Raw genomic sequence first — 22,578 nt, 5'->3', positions numbered from 1 at the left:
GCTTCCCTTCCAAAGTCCTGTAAAAAATCCATAAAAAAACTCGGCGCATATTACGCCGAGCTTTTTTATTTCATGCCCACCTGGATATTTGCCGCTTTTTGTTTTTGACGTAAATTTGCAATCCACTTGTAGTAAAGTGTAATCAAAAGAACAAAAATACCAAGCGCAAAGTACAGTTTTGAATACCCTAAAGCACCTGCTGCAATTCCTAATACAAATGAACCAACCGCAATACCGCTATCATAAAACGTAAAGAACGTGGCAGTTGCATATGCGCTTCGGTGAGCAGGGGCCGCTTGAATTGCAAGCGTTTGGAAGCTAGGAAGCAGCGTTCCGTAGCCTAGTCCTACTAATGCACCTGAAAACAGCAGCATCCAAGAAGAATGTGTAAGGCTTAAGCTACATAGACCAATCGCAAAAACAATACATGATGGAATAATCACAATGTTTGGGCCAGATTTATCAAATAATCTTCCTGTAAACGGTCGTGAAATCAGCATCGCAGCTGCGAACACGACAAAGAAAAAGCTTGCTGTTTTAATCAATCCAAGCGACTGTGCGTACACAGAAATAAAAGAAATAATACTTGCATACGAAAAAGAAACGAGAATACCTACAGATGAAATCGGCATGGATTTCTTTTCAAATAAATCGCTCAGTGAAAATGATTTCTTTACTGACGGAGCAGCGTTTTCTTGAAGATTTTTGACCATCATTCCACACAGCCAGCCAACGAGCATAATCACGCCAAATACAAGGAAAATAATGTCGTATGCCATGTATTGATGAAGCGTTAGTGCTAAAAACGGCCCTGCAACAACGGCTAAGTTCATTGACATTCCGAAGTAGCCAAGCCCTTCTCCTCGTCGTTTAGCGGGAACTAAATCCGCTGCAATCGCTCCGGTGACAGTTGTCGCTAAGCTGAATGAAATTCCTTGGAAAAAGCGCAATAATAAAAGCACGTTAAAATGGTGGATGAACATATATAAGAAGGAAGAAAGCGCAAAAATGAGGGTACTAAATACAAGCGTTTTTTTCTTTCCAATGTTTTCAATGACTTTCCCTGAAAATGGTCTAACAATAATCGCAGATAATAAAAAGATGGTAACAACAAGCCCTGCCTGCGTACTCGTGCCGTCTAAGGCGTCTAATACATAAATCGGCAGCAGCGTTAGCAATGCATAAAACACAACAAAAATAAAAAAGTTAGTAATCGCAATGCTGATAAAACTTTTAGTCCAGATTGGCTCCTGCTGGTTCGTCATTCATTTCACCCTTTTCTGTAGATTTACAAATTTTCTTTAATAACGAAATAAGCTGATCTTGTTCGCTGTCGGATAAAGCAATCAGCAAATTTTCTTCTAAACGTTCAATTTCTTGCTGAATTTCCGGAAGCTTTTTCTTCGCTTGAGGAGATAAATAAACGATGCGCTCTCGCTTATCACTGCCTGCTTTTCTAACGATCCATCCGCTTTTTTCAAGCCTTGTTAACGTGCGGGTAACCGTTGGCGCTTCGACATTTAAATACTGCCAAATCTCCGTTTGCGTCATCGAGCCGAATCGCTTTAAACAAAATAAAATTGAGTACTGTGAGCTGTATAGCCCGTACGCTTTTAACACTTCATTTACTTCTTTAATAGACAATCTCGACTTTTGATGAAGCTCATGAAAAACCAAGTTATTCACTTTTTCCACCTCACCTTTTCATTTTATTTACCTAGGTAACTAATTGTTCTTTTATTAGTATATGTGCTGCTACTTGATGTGTAAAGGCGGCGAAAAAGGGCTAAAATCAGCTGTTTTCTCTCTTTTTCTACTAATGATTTACGCTTTCACTTCTGTTTTCTTATTCTTTCGTATCACGAAATTTTTTGTATATATTTACATGCACCTGCAAACTCTGTTAGAGAAGACGAAACACTATGCGGGAGGCTGGTATATGTTTTCACTGCGCGGCGATGCTCATAAAGTCTACCTTAAACTGAAAAAAGCAGCTCATCAAAACCAAAACGCAGAAGAAATTGATGAATTAGCGGAAATGGAAGAAATCCGGCAGCTTTACCTTACGCTCGAAAGCGCTACTTTGCGAAAAGTGTATTACCGAATGACTAAAGAAAAAAACGGCTCCGGCGTCATTCCCATCCTTGTTTCTGCTTTGCCTTGGCTCTTTTTTTTATTTTCGCAGCGACTGCAGCAATTTTTATTTAAAGACGGCAGCTGGCTTTGGATTATTTTTGTGGTGCTGTATGTTTTTATTCTCATTCCAAGCGTGTTTCTTCATTTTCGTGAACAATCGTGGGCTTCTGTTCATATTGAAATTATTCAAGACATTTTAAAAGACCGTGAAAAAGAGCCGAAACCCCTTTGAGGTCCGGCTCTTTTTTACCTATTATGAAATAGCTTGTCTGCTTTCTACGTCTCGACCTAACTTTCTTTTGATACGCTGCAGCGCGTTGTCAATTGACTTGACGTGCGTATTTAATTCTTTCGAAATTTCAGCGTATGAATGGCCGTCCATATACAGCGTCAATGCTTTTCTTTCCAATTCACTAAGTGTTTCCGCAATTTTTAACTCGCGGTCTTCCACTTTTTCTTGATGAATCAGCACCGCTTCCGGATTAGCAATTTGATCGCCAGGAATCATATCCATCAGCGTATAGTTTGATTCTTCATCATACAGAGGCTTGTCCAATGAAATGTACGAATTTAAAGGACCGTGCTTTTGACGAGTAGCCGTTTTAATCGCCGTAATGATTTGTCTTGTGATACATAACTCCGCAAACCCCTTAAAAGATGTTAGCTTGTCTTCGTTAAAGTCGCGAATTGCTTTGTACAGTCCAATCATTCCTTCTTGGACGATATCTTCTTTTTCAGCACCAATCAAAAAGTATTTTCTTGCTTTACCCCTCACAAGATTTTGATACTTGTTGATTAAATACTCCAATGATTTTTCATCTCCGCTGTGAACCATTTCAACCAAAACATGATCTTCTAACATAGCATAATTTTGAACTTTTTCAATTACGATGCCTACGCTCACTCATATCCCCCCGTTACACTTAGTTGAGTTTTGATGTGTTCTAAACTGATGCATGATCTACTTGTTACGACGCTACTGCAATACGGTCCAGAAACGTAAAAAGCGTACAGGTAAACTGTCGCTTTCCTCTCTCACTTTATGCTCCCCTGCATCTTTCTATAATCTATTATAAAGAAGTATAACCGATAAAAATCAAAAAGGTTGTCGAAATATGAAAGTGTTTGCAAAAAAAATCAATTTTTATAGAAAATTCACACAAATCACTTTATTATTTCATATAGTGACAGCAATCTGTCAAAAAAGCAATAAAAAAATAATTCCATATGAAATAAACTTACTCAAGCAGAGTAAGTCGAAGTTGCAGATGATACTGCGCATATAGGATTAGTTGCCTTCCGGCTTATCAGCATTTTTTGTTCCCTTGCTTTTATAAGGCTTTGCATTTTTCTTCTTTTTTGCACTCGCCTGCCAGCGGTTCCACCCTTTTTTGCCGGTGCCTCGCCCCGTGCCGCCTTTACCTTTTGCTTTACTCATACGTATTCCTCCGTTACCTGCGTGTTTGTTACAATAAAAAAAGACCCCGTCCAAAGTCGGAGTCTTTTTTGGATTGCATAAAATTATGCTTTTACAACGTTAGCAGCTTGTGCACCGCGTTGACCTTGCTCGATGTCGAAAGTCACTTTTTGACCTTCGTCTAAAGATTTGAATCCGTCGCCTTGAATTGCGCTGAAATGTACGAATACATCTTCTCCGCCTTCAATTTCGATGAAACCGAAACCTTTTTCTGCATTAAACCATTTTACTGTACCTTCAGTCATACTATTTCCTCCAGTGGTGGAATTACTCCACGCATATATTACTACCCTTGCTCAATCGTACTATTTCCAGATAAAAATTTCTATTGAAGAATATTTCTCTTCTTTCAATTTCATACCGAACAAAAATAATTAACCTTAGTGTAACATATCAATTTAGAAATAGCAAGTTTCTGTTCTAAGACAGGCTTCAACCTAATTATGTACCTGCTAAAAGCCTACGGGGCAGCTTTGAGGCTACCCAAATTTCTGGATTGTGATGCGGCATAAGGTTTTTTCATTCAGCAATATGCATCATCTCCACAAAAATAAATATCTCACATCCTGCTTTCTAAGAACTATGCCACTTATAAATGGACATGCACATTTTTTATCAATTTATTTTCTACTCTCTTTCCACCCACGCAATAAAATAACCATTAATTACAAAATAAGATAATAATAGTATATAATGATACGTGATTTATAGCTAAGGAGGAACCACATGATTCGTGAACGATCACTTTTAATAAAAGGACTCACCTTTTTACTAGCCGTTTTTATTTTAAACATCCCTTTTCCTAACTCAACGCCGCTCAGTCATTCTGTCTTTTCTTTTTTAGGTCTTCCCCTCTATGGAAATAAAGAAACAATGACGGGAATTCAATATGCTAGCAATGCGTGGGGAATTATACTTTTACTTGGTCTTTTTGCCCTTTACAAAAGTTTAAATCGGCATCGTTTAAAACTAACGATGTTTGCTGCGTTTATTGTCATATCGGGTCCTGGTCATATGGTTGAAGCGATGCAAAAGACCGTATTACCAGGTATGTATGCCGTTTCTTACGATGCGGAAAACAGCATTTGTACATTTGAGAGAAATAAAAAAGAAACCGTATTAACGGGCACCTGTGACCTTTCATTTGAAAATCACAGCTCAAAACCCGTTACGTTTGAAGTAGCAATGGATGAACGCTCCTATTTTAAAGAAGATACCCCTTTTTTAGTGATGATGAATAAGCCTAAGCTTCATACTGTTACGTTGGAACCAAAAACGTATCAAACTGTTGAAATCACTTCATCTGTCAAAGCAGCAGGATTTCCTTCTAAAATCTTTATGAGTGAAGTAAACGGTTTTCACGTCAACATTTATCAAAACGGGAAAAAGCGTTATTTATAAGCATAGAAAAAGCCCTTATAGGGCTTTTGAAATGAGTGGATTACCAGCCAAAGCCTCCGCCGTAGCAGCTGCAGCCGATGATCACTAATAAAATAAACAATACAACTAATAAAGCAAAACCAGATCCATGACCATATCCAGGGTTTCCAGACATACGAACACTTCCTTTTCTTTAATTACTCTTTCCTCAAGAAAAACGCCGCTTGCATTTCACTTGAGTTGGATTATCTTATGCCTAAACGCGCCCTTTTGACTCTGGTTTTTTCTTTTTTCTTTTTCCTTCTTGCCATGCACCTCATTAATAAAAGAAGAAAACAGCCTAAGAAAAGCGCTAACTTCGCTTCTTCTCCTCTGTCCAAAAGAGATTAAGGCATAACGAAATCAATTCAATCTAAAGACGAACAAATGAGATACATAAGCTGAAACTTACGTTCACCATACCAATAAAAAAATCCGAACGAGTTACATTCATCGTTCGGATCTTTCTTAAACTAAAATGCTTTTCAGCCTCTCTTACAAAATCATTTATTTCACTAGCTTACGTCTTTCAGAAGACCGTACTTCCGTACGTTTACCGATACCTAGTACATAGTAGCTCAGCACAACAACAGCTAAAAAGATAATGCCGACAATCAGCGATATGCGCGTTTCATCATTAAACCACATGCCTACAAGCACCATCAATAAAAACGCGATAGTTACGTAGTTCGTCACAGGAGCAAAAGGCATTTTAAATGGATGTTGGTCCATCGCCGCTCCTTTTGCTTTTCGAAAACGAATTTGACTGATAAGAATCACAAACCACGGAATCATACCTGGAAGCACGCTAGCACTGTACACGTACACAAAAACGTTTGGCGGTGCAATATAATTTAAGACAACGCCCGCAGCTAAGCCAATCATCACCGCAACGGTACTATAAATAGGCACGCCGTTTCGAGAAACCTTTGTAAAAAAAGCCGGAGCCTGACCGTTTACACCTAGCGTGTAAAGCATACGTCCCGCACTGAAAATTCCGCTGTTGCACCCAGACATGGCCGCTGTGATGACAACAAAGTTAATAATGCCCGCCGCTGCTGTAATTCCTACTTTAGCAAACGTAGAAACAAACGGACTGCCGAGTGAATCCAGCTCGTTCCACGGATACACCGTTACAATTACAAAGATGGCGCCGATATAAAAAATTAAAATACGCCAAATTAAGCTTTGAATCGCACTTGTTAACGTTTTTTTAGGATTTTTTGCTTCTCCTGCTGTAATTCCAATAAGCTCTACTCCTTGATAGGCAGCAATAACAAGCGACAAGGCAAAGAAAAAGCCGGACCATCCGCCTGTAAAGAAACCGCCGTTTGCCCACAAATTCGACAGGCCAAGCGCTTCGCCGCCGTTTCCAAGACCAAAGAAAATAAGGCCAAGACCAGCGATAATCATGAGAACAATTGTAACAATTTTAATCATTGCAAACCAAAATTCAAACTCTCCAAACGATTTCACCGAAATTAAATTGGCCCCACCGAGGATGACCATGGCGACAATTCCCGGAACCCACGCCGGTAAATGTGGGAACCAGTACTGCATGTAAGCTCCGACTGCAATAATCTCTGCCATGCCCACAATCACCCATTGAAACCAGTTGCTCCAAGCCGTGATATAACCCGCTAACGGATGAATATATTTATGACCAAATGTCGCAAACGAACCCGTACTTGGCTCTAAATAAAGCATCTCACCCATTGCGCGCATAATAAAGAAAATAAAAACACCGCAAATAGCATATGCAAGCAGGACGGATGGCCCCGTCCATTTAATGGTGCTTGCTGAACCCATGAACAACCCTACTCCAATCGTTCCTCCAAGAGCAATCATTTGGATATGACGAGATTCAAGCCCTCTTTTTAACTCTTTGTTTGCCAATTTACTTCCCCCTAGCCCTCGTGATGATTTTCTCTTCTATTAAGAAATTCTTTTATTCCCTTGTCCTGATAGGGAAGTACCATCTTTTTTCTTTTTTATAAAGAAGTACGAACATACGACAAATACAGCAATCAGCAGCGTGAGATAAAACTGAGTGCGAAGTGAATCAATAAATGCCATCGCAATAAAGATACTTGTGATTGCCGCAATCGTTCCATACGTTAAATAAGGAAACAGCCACATTCTGATTTTTAATGCTTCCGGCTTTTCTTTTTCGTATTTCTTTCTCATGCGAAGCTGTGAAAAAGCAATAACAAGGTACACAAGAAGCGCTACGCCTCCCGATGCGTTTACTAAAAATAAAAAGATTTTATCAGGTGAAAGATAGTTAAAACCAACGCTGATGTAAGAAATCACGGTACATCCTACAATAGCATTAAACGGAATGCCTTTTTTATTCACTTTCAAAAACATGCGCGGCGCGTCTCCTTTTTGCGCCATTGAGTACAGCATACGAGAACTCGTGTATAGACCTGAATTTAAGCAAGACAAAACAGCAGTCAGTACGATAAAGTTCATAATTTGAGCCGCTGCCGGAACGTTTACCAGCTCTAATATCGAAACAAACGGACTTTTCATCAAGCTTGAAGAATCCCACGGAAGGATCGTTACTAAGATTAAAATGGACCCAAGATAAAAAATTAAAATACGATAAATAACGGTATTTGTTGCGATGGTGATCGCTCGCTCAGGCTGAGCCGATTCTCCAGCCGCCGTTGCGACAATTTCTGTTCCCATAAAAGAAAACATCACAATCGCCACTCCTAAAAAGACCGAGCTGATTCCATTTGGAAGAAATCCGCCTCTATGAAGAAGGTTCGATGCTCCCGGAGACTCTACTCCCGGTATTAAACCGAGGATGATCGCTCCTCCTAAAAGTAAAAACAGCACTAAACTAACTACTTTAATAAGTGAAAACCAGTATTCAAATTCACCAAATGATTTAACAGAGTATAAGTTCGTTAACGTTAATAAAAACGTCAGGATGAGACTCACGCCCCAAGACGGTAAAGACGGAAACCAATATTGAATAATCGTTGAACCTGCAATCGCTTCAACAGCAATAACAATTACCCAGAAAAACCAGTACAGCCAGCCGATTGTGAAGCCAGCCCACGGTCCAAGCGCTTCTCTGGCATATGTGGCAAACGAGCCGCTTGAAGGATTAGCCGTAGACATTTCCCCCAGCATTCGCATAACTAAAATCACCAGCAAACCGGCAAACGCGTACGAAAAAATGGAACCAGGACCCGCTGCGTTAATGAGTGATCCGCTTCCAATGAACAAACCGGCACCAATGATTCCTCCTAAAGAAATCATGGTTATGTGTCGAATTTTTAATTCTTTTTTTAACTCAGGCGGTTGATGACTCATGTTAAAATCCTCCTCATAAAAACCGTCATTTAAAGAATTACACGTTCTTCGCATCGCGCGTTAAATATGTAAGCCCTTACAATACTATGGACAACTAACTGCAGTTTCACTACCCTCCTTCTATCTGTACATTCAAATGAAGCCTTCACTTAACGCAAAAGATCGCTTCATTCGACAAAATTACTTTTCGAATTATATGATAATTTATTTTGAACAACTTTGTCTATTGTTTTTTTGAAAGGAAGATCATTTTCATTTACTAACGATAAACTCTTTCTTTTATCGTAATTCTTTAGTTCAAAACATCTTTACTTATGCTTACCTCTGTCCTTTATTGTGCTTTTTGTTCAAAATCACTATAAAAACCATAGATTCATTGTCGCTTTAAACAAAAGTGTTTATTTTTAAAAATTTTTGAACATTTTTGTTAAAAAACTATGTACAAAACGAGAATAAGGTGATTATAATACAGGTATAGGTTGTTGGAATATTAATTATGTTGTAAATTTTCTAAAAAAGGGGTAATGAAAATGAACACAATGAATATTAACGAAATCAAACAATACAAACACGAGCCTTTCACGGATTTTACGATTGCAGAAAACAAAGATGCGTTTGAATCAGCACTAGAACTTGTACAATCAGAGCTTGGAAAGGACTATCCTCTTGTAATTGGCGGAGAGTTAATTACAACAGAAGATCAAATTCAGTCGATTAACCCCGCTAATAAAGCAGAAGTTATTGGCCGCGTGTCAAAAGCAGATCAAGACTTGGCTGAAAAAGCTATGCAAGCTGCACTTTCTACCTTTAATACGTGGAAAAAAGAAGCGCCTGAAGCAAGAGCAGATATTCTTTTCCGCGCAGCGGACATCATTCGCCGCCGCAAACATGAATTTTCAGCTTACCTTGTAAAAGAAGCAGGAAAGCCGTGGAATGAAGCAGATGCTGATACAGCAGAAGCAATTGACTTCCTTGAATACTACGCTCGCCAAATGGTGCAGCTAAAAGACGGTGCGCCTGTTGAGAGCCGCGACGGTGAAGAAAATAAATTTAACTACATTCCGCTTGGTGTCGGCGTTATTATTTCACCGTTTAACTTCCCGTTAGCGATCATGGCTGGAACAGCAGCAGCAGCAATCGTAGCAGGAAATACGGTTCTATTAAAACCGGCTAATAACACACCTGTTATCGCAGCAAAATTTGTGGAAGTAATGAAAGAAGCTGGCCTTCCAGACGGCGTACTGAACTACGTGCCGGGAAGCGGGAGCGAAATTGGCGACTATTTAGTAGATCACCCAAAAACACGCTTCGTTTCATTTACAGGTTCGCGTGAAGTAGGCTGCCGCATCTATGAACGCGCAGCAAAAGTACAGCCTGGTCAAATTTGGCTAAAACGCGTTATTGCTGAAATGGGCGGGAAAGACACGGTCGTTGTAGATAAAGATGCTGATTTAGATTTAGCTGCTTCTTCTATTGTGTATTCAGCATTTGGCTTCTCTGGACAAAAGTGTTCAGCAGGCTCTCGTGCAGTTGTTCACCAAGACGTATACGATATCGTTCTTGAAAAAGCAGTTGCGCTGACAAAAACATTAACAATGGGCAGCCCTGAAGATGTGAACACGTATATGGGACCTGTTATTGACCAGGCTTCTTTCAACAAAATTACAAAGTACATTGAAATCGGTAAAGAAGAAGGCCGTTTAATGACGGGCGGAGAAGCAGATGATTCAAAAGGCTACTTCATTCAGCCTACGATCATTGCAGATGTAGATGAAAAAGCACGTTTAATGCAAGAAGAAATCTTCGGCCCAGTCGTAGCATTCTGCAAAGCGCGCGACTTCGATCATATGATGGAAATTGCTAATAATACAGACTACGGCTTAACAGGTGCCCTTCTTTCGAATACGCCTGAGCACATCGAGCGTGCAAAAGAAGAGTTCCACGTCGGAAACCTTTACTTCAACCGCGGTTGTACAGGTGCCATCGTTGGGTACCAGCCGTTTGGCGGATTTAATATGTCAGGAACAGATTCAAAAGCTGGCGGTCCTGATTACTTGATTCTGCACCTGCAAGCAAAAACAACAAGCACAACGCTTTAATACTCAGTAGAGCAGCCCTAGGCTGCTCTATCTTAAAACAACAAGGGATTTTTTCTATAGGGGGAGATATTTATGTTGGCAGAGGTATCTAAAAATGTGTTTCTTCACGCTTCCCAAAATAAAGCGCTAAACAAAGCGGCGAAAAAATGGGGTCTTCGCTTTGGTGCAGCTCAAGTGGTAGCTGGCGACACGATTGAACATGCGATCAAAAAAGTACGGGAACTGAATGAAAAAGGACTCGTTTGTACGCTTGATCATTTAGGGGAATTTGTTTCAAGCAGAGAAGAAGCTATCGAAGCGACTCAATATAATGTCAGAACGCTAGAAGCTATGGGGCAAGCCGGTGTAACGTGCAACTTATCTGTCAAAATGACGCAGCTTGGTTTGGATATTGACCGCAGTTTTTGCGTTGAGAACATGCGCCGCATTCTTGAAACGGCGAAAAAATACGATAACTTCGTCCGAATCGACATGGAAGACTACGCTCACTGTCAAATGACGCTAGATATTTTACGAGAGCTTCGCGAGACGTTTGATAATGTTGGAACGGTTATTCAAGCTTACCTCTTCCGCGCTGAACAAGACGTAAAAGAGCTAAAAGGCATTCCTCTTCGATTGGTAAAAGGCGCATATCAAGAATCACCAACCGTGGCGTTTCAAGATAAAGCCCAAATTGACGAGAACTATATGCGAATTATCGAAGAGCATCTGCTTAGCGGAACATACACGGCTATCGCATCTCACGACCACAATATTATTGCAAAAGTAAAAGAGTTCGCTCACAAAAACAACATCCCGCGCACGCAGTTTGAATTTCAAATGCTGTACGGATTCCGAACAGATATGCAGCTTAGCCTTGCAAAAGAAGGCTATACAATGCGCGTATACGTGCCGTTTGGCAACGACTGGTTTGGCTACTTTATGCGCCGCTTAGCGGAAAGACCGCAAAACGTCGCATTTGCTTTAAAAGGTTTCTTTTCTAAATAAGCATTCATTTAGTAAGTTCCATAATGAAAACGCTATCATTTCTTTGTGCCCTTTGTAGATGCTTCTGCAAAGGGCTTTTTTTATACGATTTCTCTTCCTTTTCAGTATGTATTAAGGTAAAATAAAAATACGAACAAACGTTCTTTTAATTCCAAACAAAAAGGAGAGTACATATGAATCCTCTATCAAAATTAGCACTGCCTACTAAGCTAGAACCTTACCGAAAAGAAATCGAAAAAACATGTAAGCCTTACATCCACATCAATACGGTCAGAAACAGTCCAAAATTATACGAAAGCAAGTTTGGCGGCAACCCTTACCTTCCTCTAGAAGCAAATCATCCTCTTGATTCTCAAGGTAAGCCGATGCTCCTGATGGCACAAATCAATTTTTCTGAAGTACCTTCCTATGAAAATATGCCCATTCAAGGCATGCTTCAATTTTTCATTTGTGGAGCTGATAACGAAAGCACGGGCGATATGTACGGTCTTGATTTTGACCACCCTACGGCTCAAAAAGACTTTCGCGTCGTTTTTTATGAAGACATAACAACCGACGAAAACAAGTTAACAACCGATTTTACGTATCTAGAGGACGTTGACCGAGATATGTTCCCTATTCCTCAAGAAGTAGGTTTACAGTTTGAATTAAGAATCGAACCCGTTTCCCCTACTGACTATCGATATAATGATATAGAATCAGGTTTATTTGACGATGAAGAAACGGAAGAAATCTACTGGGATGAGCTTACGGGTGAGTATCATAAAATGGGCGGATACGCATTTTTCACTCAAAGCGATCCTCGAGACTACGATGAAGCGCTGCGAGCATACAACATTCTGCTTCTTCAATTCGCTATGGACGACGAAGCGGATATTATGTTTGGTGATGCGGGAGTAGCCAATTTCTTTATTAAAGAAAAAGACCTTCGCAACCGTAACTTTAGAGATGTTTTGTACAACTGGGACTGCTGTTAAAAAAACGCCCTCTTAGAAAAGTATCTAGGAGGGCGTTTTTTCACATTATTATTATTTACTACTCAGCCTGTTTTTTCGTCTCTTGCAGCATTCAGCGTTTCTTTAAACTGCTGTAGCGCTTTTACATCTGCAAATGTGTTTATAGGAATAACATATCCGCTCATTGCGCTAACAAGAATAAAGATATGTTCATCGGTTTCTCTAATTTGAGTGATGCTTGACCAAGGAGTCTTTACTTCTCCTTTTGAGCTTTTCTCTACCAAGCCATCTTCCGTAACCATTATAGTATGCTCACCCGTCAGACTGCTGTTATCTCCTTCATTTATTACCTTTACAATGTTCTTTTTAATACTTCCGTAAAAATATTTCGGATAAAATAAAAACCACAGCACCGCAAGCAGTGCAAACGCTGCGAACATGCCGAGTAAAAATTCTCCTTCAACCCACGAAACAAGCAAAGGAATAAGAAGAAAAATAAGCGACATCCATCGCTGAACTCTCAGCACTTTTTGTACTCTTTCCGAATGTTGAGCGTGATGCATGTTAAAAGCTACGTAATCCTCTTTTGTTAACGTATAGTGATATTCCATATTAATCTCCAATTCTCCTAAATAACAACAAAATAAAATATACCTCATTTGGTGTTATATGTATATAAAATAATAAGTTTTTCTTATGAAAAGCATCATCTTTTTGTCATTTATTTACACGTACACATCACGTAAACTTAACTAGTACTCTACTATTTAAGGAGGACTGTTTATGACTTTTACACTGACGCATATTGATCATATTCAGCTAGCTGCACCCCCAAATTCAGAAAGCGAAGCACGACACTTTTTCGGAACCGTTCTTGGCTTAACAGAAGTCGAAAAGCCGGAAAGTCTAAAAAAGCGCGGCGGCGTGTGGTTTGAATTTGGTTCTTATCAACTGCATATTGGTGTGGAACCTGCCTTTTCACCCGCAAAAAAAGCGCATCCAGGCTTTCACGTCAAAAATCTCCCTGCGTTCAAAGATCATCTGACTAGCTTCGGTATTTCTTTTATAGAAGACCAAAACATTCCCGGTGTCGAAAGAATTTACGTGGCTGATCCTTTTGGCAACCGAATGGAGTTCTTAGAGAAAGTGAATCTCCCTTTTTCTAACTGAATGTTCGACAAAACAAGAGCTCTTATTTAAGAGCTCTTGTTTTCTTTTGGTCCTTCTTTTTGCTTTTCTTTCCACAGCATGTATAGCAACACCCCCAGCACACAAAATGCCACGCCAAACATTGTTAAAGGAAATAAAAATGTATTAATAAAATGATGATAAACCCATGAGTCGTTCATCTAACCAGCTCCAATACGCACCGTTTTTTTACAGTATGCCCTAATATAAGCTTTTTTATGTTGTGTGAAATATCATGGTTTCTATCATATTTCTATTTTTTTTTAATAGAGTAAATAGTAGATACATAACATTCTCCTCTTAGAGTTCTCATCACTGATTTCAAAATTTTATTAGAGGAGGCTTACTCTATGAAAAACAAGTTCACTGAAAAGCCTAAAAAGCTTTTTTGGATTCTTTCTTATAAATCATTAATTATCGCTATACTATTTGTTCTCTTAACATCTGCCGCTATTTTTACCGTCACGTATTCAACTTTTCAGCATACGCTGCGCTCGAACGTTGTCTATCAAGCACTATCAAATTATAAAGCCCAAAGCTTGTTCTACTTCATGCATACGGAAAACCATCATTTCTCTCATGCCTTTGAAGAAGATTTCTCTCCGCCTCCTCTCTCTTCTGTCGCTCTTCAGCTGGCGACGAATATTCGCGTGGCAGATACAAGAAGTCTATTTGGATCAGAACTGCCCGGCTTTTCTATTTTTGATTCTCATATTCTATTAGCCGGTGAAGGAACGGATTATACCACGATTCCTCATGAATCGGCTCCTCCTCTCGAAAGCATTTCAGGCGAGCGTGATTTGGATCCTGCTGAAAGCAAAACGTACGAAGAAAGCAAAAAACAGTCTCAAACACAGGCCAAGCAAAGCACGGGAGACAGAAAAGTTGTGTACATCTACCACACGCACAGCTGGGAATCTTATTTCCCTTTACTTGGTATGCAAGGTGAAGCGAACGAAAATAAAGCCGTTGATAACAAAACCAACATCACGCTCGTTGGTCAAATGCTAGGAATGGAATTAAAAGCAGACGGAATCGGTTCGGAAGTAGATACAACTAATATGACGCAAAAGCTGAATGAAAAAGGCTGGGGTACAGGACGAGCCTATATGATGTCTCGCAGCGTGGTGGAAACGGCTCTTCAGCAAAACAAAGACGTCGATTATTTAATTGATATTCATCGTGATTCACTGCGCCAAGAAAAAACAACGGCCGCTATCAACGGCAAATCGTACGCTAAAATGATGATTGTATTAGGTGAAGCAAACCCGAAATTTGATGAAAACGTGAAAATGGCTAAAGCGATTCATGAAAAACTAGAAGAAAAATATCCAGGCCTTAGCCGCGGAGTGTTAAGCAAAAAGAAAACAAGCGGCAATAACGGGTTATATAATCAAGACTTATCCGACCGCTCCATTTTAATTGAAGTAGGCGGCGTCGATAACAATATGGAAGAACTCACAAATACCGTCAAAGCCTTTTCTGATGTGTTCAGCGAGTATTATTGGCAAGCTGAACAAGTGAATGCGCAGTAAACAAAAACTAGCTACCGGGGGTAGCTAGTTTTTGTTTCTATAAGAGTCACGCTTCTCCTCTTCTTCACACGCAAAGCACACAAGCTTCCCTTCAACAACCGCACCGTTTAAAAACCCCTCTAAACAGTACACGTTCTTTTGACATATCGTGCAGATTCCAACGTACTCTTTCACGACTTTCTCACTCCTTACATACGATTAAAAACCATAAAGAAAAGCTCTATTAAAGAGCTTCTTTCCGTACATAGGATTTTCCTTCATTTCAACAAACGGCTCATTTCCTCAGGAGAAAGCGGCTTATCAAATAGATAGCCTTGACCGATATGACAGCCTTGGTCCGTCACAAACTGCAGCTGTTCTTCGTTTTCAATTCCTTCTGCAGTGAGATTAAAGTTAAGTTTCTTTCCCATTTGAATAATCGTTTCCACCAGCACTTTTCCAACTTCGTCTAAGTCGTCAATAAATGATTTATCAATTTTTAACGTATTAATCGGCAAGTGTTTCAAATAGCTAAGGGATGAATAGCACGTTCCGAAATCATCCATCGCCACTTTTATCCCTAGACTCCGCAGGCGGTTTAGCACTTTTTTCGATTCTTGACTGTTTTGAATAACGCTTTCGGTGATTTCAAGTTCCAGAAAGTGCGGCTCAAGACCTGTTTTTTGCAAGATTTGCTCAATCTCCGCTACGAATCGTGAGGACTTCAGCTGAATAGGTGATACGTTCACTCCTATTTTGCTCGCTTTTGAATTCAGCTCTGTCCATGCTTTCATTTGCTTACACGCTTCTTCTAACACCCACTTGCCAACGGGCACAATTAGACCCACTTCTTCTAAAATAGGCAAAAATTCATTTGGATAGACGGTACCAAATTTTGCGCTATTCCAGCGAATAAGCGCTTCTGCCCCTATCACACCAGACGTTTTCAAATCAATTAACGGCTGATAAACGAGCTGAAACTCATTTCTTTCTAACGCATACTTTAACTCATTCTCCATGCTGATTGTTTTAATTATTCGTTCATTTGATGAAGATGAACTCATTTCATATGTGTTTCGTCCATTTCGTTTTGCTACATACATTGCAATATCTGCTTGCTTGATCAGCCGGTCAATTAGTTCATCTGCGTCTTTTGGGACAATATGCTGCTGACATTCTTTTGAAAACAAGCTGATGCCAACGCTTGTAGAGGTTAGCACTTTATCACCATCTATATAAAAAGGAAGCGACATTTCCTTTACGATCTGCTCGGTCATTTCTTCAATTTCCTCAACAGTTTTTAGTGTATGCAGCACTAAAATAAACTCATCGCCCCCGTGCCGCGAGATAAAATCAGAGGACGGAATACATTTTTTTAATCTTTCTGCTACGCGCCTCAGCAGCACATCGCCGTGATGATGGCCAAGCGTATCATTTATTGATTTAAAGCGGTCTAAATCTAAAAATAAAATAGCCAGCAGTTCTGGAGATTCTTCATCTAAAAACAGTTTTTTCAGCTGTTTGTTTAACCAGTAGCGGTTAGGTAAATTGGTTAAAGGATCATAATAAGCCATTTGCTTAATTTTTTCTTCATATGCTTTTCGTTTTGTAATATCATTTCGAATCGATACGTACTGATACGGCTTGCCCCGCTCATCTAAAAAAGGAACAATGGTTGTATCCACCCAGTAGTACGAGCCGTCTTTTGCCTTGTTTTTTATCTCTCCGTGCCATACCTTACCGGATCTGATCGTGCTCCATAACTCTTTAAAAAACAAGCTTGAATGATGTTTCGAATTAATAATACGATGGTCCTGACCGAGAAGCTCATGTCTTTCGTACTTAGAAATTTCACAGAATTTATCGTTCACGTGATTGATGAATCCACGACTATCCGTAATCGCTACGATCGATGATTCATTTAACGCAAGTTCAATATCATTTAGTTTTTTCAGCGCTTCTTTAAATTTATATTCAAAATGCCTGTTTTCCATAGCCTATACACCTTTATCAAAATTTTAACGATAAAACAAAACCTATGACGAAATGATAGAGAGGAATCGTGAATAATGAATACAAATTAACCAGCAACGGACAACGAATTGGTTTGTCCGATTACCTTACATTATTAAAATAGCAAGCGTAGGATCGCTTCTTTTCCTCTTTCCACCTTCACAAACTTCTTACAAGAAGTTCGTAAAAAAATTGATAGATAGTTTCGTTTATCCATATCTTTTATCACAACTTTTCTATGGTACCATTAAAATGATTTTTATAGAAATGAAAGTGTACTTTCTTCACGTAATTGACATACCTTTCGATAGTAAAAAGAAAAAAGCCTCTGCTTTAAACAGAGGCTTTTCCCACTTTCTTCTTACGAGCTTGTACGCGTCAGCCAAGGAAGAATAAGGTTTTGAAAGGTTTTGTTGTATACAACAATTCGATTCAGATAATACGGATCGTTATCTTTTGTAATAAGATGCGGCGCTAGGATAGCTGCTTGGTGAAAACCAGCATCTTTCACAATCTTAGCTACGTCATCATTTGTATTGCCGTATGGATATGCAAAGTAAACGGGGTCTACTCCTAAATGTTGCTTAATCGTTTCTTTGCTTTTTCGTAAATCTTCAGCAAACGCGCTGTATTTAGCAGGCGTCAGAAATAAAGGCTTGTCTTCTTCTAAACGGTGCATATCATATGTATGCGAACCGATTGTCGCAAGGCCGCTGTCTTTCATTTCTTTTAGCTGACTCCACGAAGCCATGTTTAAATTTTGAAAGTCCTCTTCTCCCACTTGTCCTGCGATTACATATAGCGTAAACGGAATGTTTTCCTTTTTCAAAATTGGAAACGCGTTTTGATACACGGTACGGTCAATATCATCAAATGAAATCCAAACGCAGCGTTTTGGAAACGTGCCTTTTTGCTGATACGTTTCAATATCTTTTGGCGTAACAAACGTAGCGTCAAGTTCCTTCAGCTTTTTTAACTGATGTTCAAAATCATTGCTGTAGACGCTGTACTCTGTTAGTTCGTCAGACTTTGTAACTGAGCTGACAATTCGGTTAAACCAATTATGCTTGCGCACGCGATGATAATTTAAGCCTAAGCATCCGTTCGTCTCAAGCGCTGGCTCCACGGTCGTTGTTGCTTTCGCCTTGTCTTCCCAGTTCACTACTTTAAAGAAAACAAAACCAACTACCGATGCCGCAATCAAAAGAAAGAATACATATTTCTTCATGCGTGCTTCCTCTCTTCAGTATGTTTTAACGGATTAACATCAAACTCGATGTACTGTGCACGCTGAAGCTCTTGAATTTGATCCTTGGATAAAAGCTCAAGACGCTCTAAATCTTTAATACTCGTATACGCCGGCTCTTTTCGTCGGTTTAAGCTTCCAAATCTCTTTTTGTTGTAGGATCTCCATAAAAACAGAGCCAGGAAAAAGAAGCAAAAAATAGCGAGTCCAATTACTAAAAATGTTCGAATTTCGCCGTTCGTCGTTTTGAACGCAATTTTTAATACCCCGCTGTAACGGTCATTTACGCCGATAACAGCTGAAAGGAAAAACCAAAGAACAATGGCACAATACAGCCAAAAAACAGATGAAATAATGATGCTTATCACTAATCGGGCAAGAGGCTGTTTGGCTTGAATCATGATTTGCTCTTCGTTAAGCCGCGGTCTGGACTGCTCCATGTAGCATAGCCTCCTTTCACTCTAGATCTGATAGCACGAGGAAATGCGCCCACTACCACAATCGTATTCACAATCCAGTAAAGCGCTGGGTACCATGCAGCCCATACGTAATACCGCTTCACGTTGTCGTATTTTGAATCAATTTTCAGCGCAATAAACAGCTGAATTAAGCTCATAAATACAAGGGAAAATGAAGTAAACGTAAACCAAAACAGCATGTCTTGAGGGCTGCTCGCCGTAACAAGCAGCATGATAGTCACAAACAGCCATGCGAATGACCAAAGGGTACTGATCCACTGCTCTAAGTATACAATCCAAATTCTGCGCTGCTTCCATTTTAATAACACTTTCCAGTGGCGAAGCATTACCTCTTGTCCGCCTTGAGCCCAGCGTACTCGCTGCTTCCAAATTCCTTTTAGGGTTTCGGGCACAAGCATCCAGCACAATGCGCGCGGTTCATAGCGGATATCCCAAAAGCGCTGCTGCAGCTTCCAGCTCACGGCGATATCTTCCGTAATCATGTCACGATCCCACAGTCCGACGTCCACAAGTGCTTTCTTTCGAAAAGCCACTACTACACCTGAGACCGTCATTACTTTTCCTAAAATTCGCTGTGTTCGTTTAATAGAACCGATAATAGAAGAATACTCAACTAGCTGAATGCGACTCAGCAGCGTATTACGGTTTCGAATGCGCGGATTTCCGGTAACGGCTCCCAGCCGTTCCCCTTTATGAAGAAAATGATGGATTAGATAATACGGAGCGTCTTGATCTAAAATAGCGTCGGAATCTAAGCAGATTAAAAACTCAGCTTTAGATGCGTGCGCACCTAAATGTAACGCGTTGGCTTTTCCTTTATTTTCATAAAGCTGAATTACACGAACTTCAGGGTGATTTCTGCTGATTTCCTTTAAAATAGCAGCTGTTCCATCCGTACTGCCATCGTTAATAAGGATGATTTCTTTAGACGGATAATCTAACGCCAAAAGGTGCTTAAGCGTTTCTTCAATCGTCTCTTCTTCGTTATAGCAAGGCACTAAAAAGCTCACTAACGGCCAGTCAATTGTTGAAAAATCAACTTTAGGATCTCGGTCGCGATAGCGTATGTAAATAAGCGTGCCTGCAATCCAAAATAAAGACATAATAAATGGATACCAGAAAACAAAGCTCGCAAGCTTTTCAAATCCAGGTATTAATACGTGTTGCATATTCATTTTTCTGACTCCTTCACACCAATTAAAATTGCACAGAGTGACAATTTTATCACTAAATTGGTTAAATAGAACATAGTAATTTTAACCATCTAAAAAAAGATACTTTTAAACTACTTTTATTCCTATATTATACAACCCTTAAATGTAAGCAAGAAGCACCAATAAAAGATGGGCAAGTTACCTACTTAAAGAAGTGACATATAGTATCTTTGTAGATTAAAAGCGTGATGATTGCAGATAGTATACGAAAGAACCCTTTTCCCTAAGGAGGAATAACAACTATGAACGAACAAATTCAAAAACTGCTCAATAACTTAATTCAACTTGAACACGTCTCTTCGACTTTATACCTAGCTATGTCTAACTATATGAATCGATTAAACTATAAAGGAATGGGCAGCTGGCTGCGTCTGCAGTCTGAAGAAGAACGCATTCATATGCTAAAACTTATTGACTACTTAGTTGACCGCGGCGGAACGGTAGAATTAAACTCTTTGCCTGCTCAGCCAAGTGAGTTTGGGTCACCGTTAGAAACGTTTCAAAAAGTATTGGAGCATGAGAAGTTCGTCACGAATTCTTATCGTCAAGCGTTTCAATTTATAAGCCAAGCGAATGACCCTCAAACATTAGTCATCGTGCAGGACTTTTTACGAGAGCAAGTCGACGAAGAAGCCCAAGCTCAAACGATTGTAGACCGTCTAAAAATCGCCCAAAATAACCCTGCAGCTATTTTCATACTCGATCAAGAACTAGGACAGCGAAAAGCTGCACCAGCGGGTGGAGCAGCTGCGCAAGGTTAAAAGCGCAGAAGAGTGTAGAACAATGTGCAGAGCCAATAACACGACGCCCGTTTCCTTGTTTCGAGTTGGTATTCATCACGGCTATTATGGCTATCCGCCCAATGTGTATGACGCCATTCAAAGGCTTATGAATCAATATATGCATCAGCTTCACTATCATCGGCCTCAATATGTTCACGTCTACTACGTGCACCCTTCTCTTATTCACTACTACCTTCACTAAGTTGAGGAAAATAAGAATTTTGCTTCTTGAAGAAATTCACCGTTTCTCTACCCTAATTCAGGAATCCTAATCAAAAATATGGATATTTATGCTAATATAGGTTTTGTTAATCAAATAAAGAAACAATTATTAGCGGGGTGTCATATGGATAATCAATACGTTGTAGGATGGGGAACGCTGGCTTTAATTAATGCCGGATTAGCGCAAGGTAAAAATCGAACGGGTCTGAACTGGTTCTTATTATCTCTTGCTTTAGGACCGCTTGCTACCTTCATCTTACTGCTGGTTGAAAAACGATAAAAAATTTGTTCAAAGCTCATTGCTTTGAGCTTTTTTCTTTATTCTTCAACTATAACTGCTCTTCAAAACAAGTAAAAAAGCTCCGCTTGAAATTTTTTTCTCGACTTAATATGCATAAATCTATTCATCATTCAGCGTAAATCCGGCTGGATTTTGTTAATAAAAAACCTACTCTTTAGAAAAGGAAGGAAGCTCCTTTTTAAACCTTTGTTTCTGACAATAAAATCAAAAGAAAGAAAAACGCTTTTATTCTATGCTTTTCTAATTAACAGATTAACTGTGTTCTACAGATGATGACCATTTACACGGGACAGCTGTGCATCTAATGAATGAGGTCAAACTTCCTGTATTTCTCAATCTGTAGAATGAATAAATACTCATTTGCTTCATTTGACAAAGAAATAAATGCTGTGTAGTTTAAGTAACATACCCCATCTAAAATGTTTTTAGAAAGGATTAAGTAGCAAGATGCGTACAAAAAAAGAAGAGTGTATAATTGACGAAATGGGAAGAGTATCGCTTCCTTCTTTGTTTATGCAACTAACAAAACTCGAGACGAACGACAAAGTTTTTTTACGGAGCTGTGATGATTGGATTATTATCGATCATCATGATGAAAATGTCCCGGTTCCTTCTCATATCTTCATTCGAACAATTGACCATATGGGTAGAATAGTCATTCCAAGATCCCTGCGAGATGACTATGAACTTAAGCCCTTTGATTATGTAGAACTATACGTGGTAGAACAGCAAATTGTTATGAAAAAAAGAGACGAAAAATCGATAGCGCTTTCACAAAAACCTGCGGTGTCTCCTCCTTATTATGCAACATTAACCGGCCGGCAGATTCAGCTCACTTCTGAACTTTTAACGTCCGTCGAATTGGATGCAAACATGGAGGTTCAATTTTTTATTAACAAAGAAAATAACATTGTGATTCAAAAATATGAAATGAATTTTGGTAAGAAAACGACTTTAACATTTACGGCTCAATCTCGAAAAATTGATGACCGTTTTCGACTTACTATTCCTAAAAAGCTGCGAGATGATTTCTCCATCCACTCAGGTAAAATGTTAAAAATCAAGACAGGTAATAAGCAGCTCATTCTAGAAAAAGTGGAGAATGAAAAAGAGATTAGCAGCGTATTATCTCAGCAAATAGACGCAGCAATTGTTGAAAAATTACTGAAATAAGAACGACGCCAAAAACAAATGGTTTCCTACGACTTCAAAGCA

Annotated in this window: 25 protein-coding genes; 11 read left to right on the top strand and 14 right to left on the bottom strand. The window is 39.4% G+C overall.

Annotation, left to right across the window (positions count from 1 at the left end; translation table 11 throughout):
* Positions 1–65: 65 nt before the first annotated feature.
* Positions 66–1,265 (bottom strand): MFS transporter, encoded by a 1,200-nt coding sequence (locus AC2YJL_RS05510; RefSeq protein WP_251568517.1) that lies wholly within the window; start codon positions 1,263–1,265, stop codon positions 66–68.
* Positions 1,234–1,686: a MarR family winged helix-turn-helix transcriptional regulator gene (locus tag AC2YJL_RS05505; protein ID WP_013058498.1), complete on the bottom strand. Its 453-nt coding sequence runs from the start codon at positions 1,684–1,686 to the stop codon at positions 1,234–1,236. Before AC2YJL_RS05505 ends, AC2YJL_RS05510 begins: the two co-directional genes overlap by 32 nt.
* Before the next feature lie 253 nt (positions 1,687–1,939).
* Here AC2YJL_RS05505 and AC2YJL_RS05500 point away from each other — a divergent pair, with 253 nt between their 5' ends.
* On the top strand, positions 1,940–2,368 hold the full coding sequence (locus tag AC2YJL_RS05500) for a hypothetical protein (RefSeq protein ID WP_025750030.1): 429 nt from the start codon (positions 1,940–1,942) through the stop codon (positions 2,366–2,368).
* Between the two features lie 21 nt (positions 2,369–2,389).
* On the opposite strand, the gene sigH is transcribed toward AC2YJL_RS05500, so the two are convergent.
* The 3 genes from sigH to AC2YJL_RS05485 all read right to left on the bottom strand — a co-directional run bounded on the left by sigH (position 2,390) and on the right by AC2YJL_RS05485 (position 3,858).
* The gene (gene sigH / locus AC2YJL_RS05495) at positions 2,390–3,040 is read right to left on the bottom strand and encodes an RNA polymerase sporulation sigma factor SigH (RefSeq protein ID WP_013058500.1); all 651 of its coding nucleotides are present in this window, start codon (positions 3,038–3,040) and stop codon (positions 2,390–2,392) included.
* 384 nt (positions 3,041–3,424) lie between these two features.
* The gene (locus AC2YJL_RS05490) at positions 3,425–3,580 is read right to left on the bottom strand and encodes a DUF3934 family protein (RefSeq protein WP_162837669.1); all 156 of its coding nucleotides are present in this window, start codon (positions 3,578–3,580) and stop codon (positions 3,425–3,427) included.
* 77 nt (positions 3,581–3,657) lie between these two features.
* The gene (locus AC2YJL_RS05485; RefSeq protein ID WP_013058502.1) at positions 3,658–3,858 is read right to left on the bottom strand and encodes a cold-shock protein; all 201 of its coding nucleotides are present in this window, start codon (positions 3,856–3,858) and stop codon (positions 3,658–3,660) included.
* A 481-nt stretch (positions 3,859–4,339) separates the two neighbouring features.
* On the opposite strand from AC2YJL_RS05485, the gene AC2YJL_RS05480 reads away from it, so the two are divergent.
* Positions 4,340–5,014: a hypothetical protein gene (locus AC2YJL_RS05480; RefSeq protein WP_487374655.1), complete on the top strand. Its 675-nt coding sequence runs from the start codon at positions 4,340–4,342 to the stop codon at positions 5,012–5,014.
* Between the two features lie 40 nt (positions 5,015–5,054).
* Here the strand turns inward: AC2YJL_RS05480 and AC2YJL_RS05475 are convergent, their stop codons facing one another.
* The 3 genes from AC2YJL_RS05475 to AC2YJL_RS05465 form a co-directional block, all read right to left on the bottom strand.
* On the bottom strand, positions 5,055–5,168 hold the full coding sequence (locus AC2YJL_RS05475; protein ID WP_075419294.1) for a YjcZ family sporulation protein: 114 nt from the start codon (positions 5,166–5,168) through the stop codon (positions 5,055–5,057).
* Between the two features lie 371 nt (positions 5,169–5,539).
* Complete coding sequence (locus AC2YJL_RS05470) at positions 5,540–6,928, bottom strand: amino acid permease (RefSeq protein WP_251568515.1); 1,389 nt, start codon at positions 6,926–6,928, stop codon at positions 5,540–5,542.
* 39 nt (positions 6,929–6,967) lie between these two features.
* Positions 6,968–8,362 (bottom strand): amino acid permease, encoded by a 1,395-nt coding sequence (locus AC2YJL_RS05465; protein ID WP_251568514.1) that lies wholly within the window; start codon positions 8,360–8,362, stop codon positions 6,968–6,970.
* Between the two features lie 530 nt (positions 8,363–8,892).
* Between AC2YJL_RS05465 and pruA the strand changes: the two genes are divergently transcribed.
* The 3 genes from pruA (at position 8,893) to AC2YJL_RS05450 (ending at position 12,425) form a co-directional block, all read left to right on the top strand.
* On the top strand, positions 8,893–10,461 hold the full coding sequence (pruA, locus tag AC2YJL_RS05460) for an L-glutamate gamma-semialdehyde dehydrogenase (protein ID WP_230933363.1): 1,569 nt from the start codon (positions 8,893–8,895) through the stop codon (positions 10,459–10,461).
* A gap of 72 nt (positions 10,462–10,533) precedes the next feature.
* A complete protein-coding gene (locus tag AC2YJL_RS05455) occupies positions 10,534–11,448 on the top strand; it encodes a proline dehydrogenase family protein (protein ID WP_025750035.1) in 915 nt (304 codons plus the stop codon).
* Positions 11,449–11,621: 173 nt separating this feature from the next.
* Positions 11,622–12,425, top strand: a complete 804-nt coding sequence (locus AC2YJL_RS05450) for a YwqG family protein (RefSeq protein WP_251568511.1) — start codon at positions 11,622–11,624, stop codon at positions 12,423–12,425.
* A 62-nt stretch (positions 12,426–12,487) separates the two neighbouring features.
* Here AC2YJL_RS05450 and AC2YJL_RS05445 read toward each other — a convergent pair whose 3' ends face one another.
* Positions 12,488–13,015, bottom strand: a complete 528-nt coding sequence (locus AC2YJL_RS05445; protein WP_230933365.1) for a YcxB family protein — start codon at positions 13,013–13,015, stop codon at positions 12,488–12,490.
* A gap of 172 nt (positions 13,016–13,187) precedes the next feature.
* On the opposite strand from AC2YJL_RS05445, the gene AC2YJL_RS05440 reads away from it, so the two are divergent.
* Entirely contained in the window at positions 13,188–13,574 is a 387-nt protein-coding gene (locus AC2YJL_RS05440) for a VOC family protein (RefSeq protein WP_195696179.1), read from the top strand.
* Positions 13,575–13,600: 26 nt separating this feature from the next.
* Here AC2YJL_RS05440 and AC2YJL_RS05435 read toward each other — a convergent pair whose 3' ends face one another.
* The gene (locus tag AC2YJL_RS05435) at positions 13,601–13,753 is read right to left on the bottom strand and encodes a hypothetical protein (RefSeq protein ID WP_013058513.1); all 153 of its coding nucleotides are present in this window, start codon (positions 13,751–13,753) and stop codon (positions 13,601–13,603) included.
* A gap of 189 nt (positions 13,754–13,942) precedes the next feature.
* Between AC2YJL_RS05435 and spoIIP the strand changes: the two genes are divergently transcribed.
* Positions 13,943–15,127 carry a stage II sporulation protein P gene (gene spoIIP / locus AC2YJL_RS05430; protein WP_487374654.1) on the top strand — a complete coding sequence of 395 codons (1,185 nt, stop codon included), beginning with the start codon at positions 13,943–13,945 and terminating at the stop codon, positions 15,125–15,127.
* Positions 15,128–15,384: 257 nt separating this feature from the next.
* Here spoIIP and AC2YJL_RS05425 read toward each other — a convergent pair whose 3' ends face one another.
* The 4 genes from AC2YJL_RS05425 to pgaC all read right to left on the bottom strand — a co-directional run bounded on the left by AC2YJL_RS05425 (position 15,385) and on the right by pgaC (position 20,019).
* The gene (locus tag AC2YJL_RS05425; protein WP_487374653.1) at positions 15,385–17,100 is read right to left on the bottom strand and encodes a putative bifunctional diguanylate cyclase/phosphodiesterase; all 1,716 of its coding nucleotides are present in this window, start codon (positions 17,098–17,100) and stop codon (positions 15,385–15,387) included.
* 380 nt (positions 17,101–17,480) lie between these two features.
* Complete coding sequence (icaB, locus tag AC2YJL_RS05420) at positions 17,481–18,347, bottom strand: intercellular adhesin biosynthesis polysaccharide N-deacetylase (RefSeq protein ID WP_230933369.1); 867 nt, start codon at positions 18,345–18,347, stop codon at positions 17,481–17,483.
* On the bottom strand, positions 18,344–18,805 hold the full coding sequence (gene pgaD, locus AC2YJL_RS05415) for a poly-beta-1,6-N-acetyl-D-glucosamine biosynthesis protein PgaD (protein ID WP_098526172.1): 462 nt from the start codon (positions 18,803–18,805) through the stop codon (positions 18,344–18,346). The genes icaB and pgaD overlap by 4 nt, the downstream gene beginning before the upstream one ends.
* Positions 18,763–20,019, bottom strand: a complete 1,257-nt coding sequence (gene pgaC, locus AC2YJL_RS05410; RefSeq protein WP_098249058.1) for a poly-beta-1,6-N-acetyl-D-glucosamine synthase — start codon at positions 20,017–20,019, stop codon at positions 18,763–18,765. The genes pgaD and pgaC overlap by 43 nt, the downstream gene beginning before the upstream one ends.
* 281 nt (positions 20,020–20,300) lie before the next feature.
* On the opposite strand from pgaC, the gene AC2YJL_RS05405 reads away from it, so the two are divergent.
* The 4 genes from AC2YJL_RS05405 (at position 20,301) to AC2YJL_RS05390 (ending at position 22,536) form a co-directional block, all read left to right on the top strand.
* Positions 20,301–20,819, top strand: coding sequence for a ferritin (locus AC2YJL_RS05405; RefSeq protein ID WP_487374652.1), 519 nt, complete (start codon positions 20,301–20,303; stop codon positions 20,817–20,819).
* Between the two features lie 22 nt (positions 20,820–20,841).
* Positions 20,842–21,042: a hypothetical protein gene (locus tag AC2YJL_RS05400; RefSeq protein ID WP_142328714.1), complete on the top strand. Its 201-nt coding sequence runs from the start codon at positions 20,842–20,844 to the stop codon at positions 21,040–21,042.
* Between the two features lie 144 nt (positions 21,043–21,186).
* Complete coding sequence (locus AC2YJL_RS05395) at positions 21,187–21,342, top strand: hypothetical protein (protein ID WP_014458731.1); 156 nt, start codon at positions 21,187–21,189, stop codon at positions 21,340–21,342.
* Positions 21,343–21,810: 468 nt separating this feature from the next.
* A complete protein-coding gene (locus tag AC2YJL_RS05390) occupies positions 21,811–22,536 on the top strand; it encodes a transition state regulator Abh (protein ID WP_230933370.1) in 726 nt (241 codons plus the stop codon).
* Positions 22,537–22,578: the final 42 nt, after the last annotated feature.

The sequence above is a fragment of the Priestia sp. SRI_019 genome (assembly GCF_057586255.1).
This window is presented reverse-complemented; position numbering and strand designations above follow the sequence as displayed.

Coding starts and splice junctions, on each gene's coding strand:
- AC2YJL_RS05395 (WP_014458731.1), top strand. CDS start 21,187: ATGGATAATCAATACGTTGTAGGATGGGGAACGCTGGCTTTAATTAAT.
- icaB (WP_230933369.1), bottom strand. CDS start 18,347: ATGAAGAAATATGTATTCTTTCTTTTGATTGCGGCATCGGTAGTTGGT.
- AC2YJL_RS05485 (WP_013058502.1), bottom strand. CDS start 3,858: ATGACTGAAGGTACAGTAAAATGGTTTAATGCAGAAAAAGGTTTCGGT.
- AC2YJL_RS05425 (WP_487374653.1), bottom strand. CDS start 17,100: ATGGAAAACAGGCATTTTGAATATAAATTTAAAGAAGCGCTGAAAAAA.
- AC2YJL_RS05450 (WP_251568511.1), top strand. CDS start 11,622: ATGAATCCTCTATCAAAATTAGCACTGCCTACTAAGCTAGAACCTTAC.
- AC2YJL_RS05440 (WP_195696179.1), top strand. CDS start 13,188: ATGACTTTTACACTGACGCATATTGATCATATTCAGCTAGCTGCACCC.
- AC2YJL_RS05475 (WP_075419294.1), bottom strand. CDS start 5,168: ATGTCTGGAAACCCTGGATATGGTCATGGATCTGGTTTTGCTTTATTA.
- AC2YJL_RS05465 (WP_251568514.1), bottom strand. CDS start 8,362: ATGAGTCATCAACCGCCTGAGTTAAAAAAAGAATTAAAAATTCGACAC.
- pgaD (WP_098526172.1), bottom strand. CDS start 18,805: ATGGAGCAGTCCAGACCGCGGCTTAACGAAGAGCAAATCATGATTCAA.
- AC2YJL_RS05500 (WP_025750030.1), top strand. CDS start 1,940: ATGTTTTCACTGCGCGGCGATGCTCATAAAGTCTACCTTAAACTGAAA.
- AC2YJL_RS05405 (WP_487374652.1), top strand. CDS start 20,301: ATGAACGAACAAATTCAAAAACTGCTCAATAACTTAATTCAACTTGAA.
- AC2YJL_RS05455 (WP_025750035.1), top strand. CDS start 10,534: ATGTTGGCAGAGGTATCTAAAAATGTGTTTCTTCACGCTTCCCAAAAT.
- AC2YJL_RS05390 (WP_230933370.1), top strand. CDS start 21,811: ATGCGTACAAAAAAAGAAGAGTGTATAATTGACGAAATGGGAAGAGTA.
- AC2YJL_RS05510 (WP_251568517.1), bottom strand. CDS start 1,265: ATGACGAACCAGCAGGAGCCAATCTGGACTAAAAGTTTTATCAGCATT.
- AC2YJL_RS05435 (WP_013058513.1), bottom strand. CDS start 13,753: ATGAACGACTCATGGGTTTATCATCATTTTATTAATACATTTTTATTT.
- pgaC (WP_098249058.1), bottom strand. CDS start 20,019: ATGAATATGCAACACGTATTAATACCTGGATTTGAAAAGCTTGCGAGC.
- spoIIP (WP_487374654.1), top strand. CDS start 13,943: ATGAAAAACAAGTTCACTGAAAAGCCTAAAAAGCTTTTTTGGATTCTT.
- AC2YJL_RS05400 (WP_142328714.1), top strand. CDS start 20,842: ATGTGCAGAGCCAATAACACGACGCCCGTTTCCTTGTTTCGAGTTGGT.
- pruA (WP_230933363.1), top strand. CDS start 8,893: ATGAACACAATGAATATTAACGAAATCAAACAATACAAACACGAGCCT.
- AC2YJL_RS05445 (WP_230933365.1), bottom strand. CDS start 13,015: ATGGAATATCACTATACGTTAACAAAAGAGGATTACGTAGCTTTTAAC.
- AC2YJL_RS05480 (WP_487374655.1), top strand. CDS start 4,340: ATGATTCGTGAACGATCACTTTTAATAAAAGGACTCACCTTTTTACTA.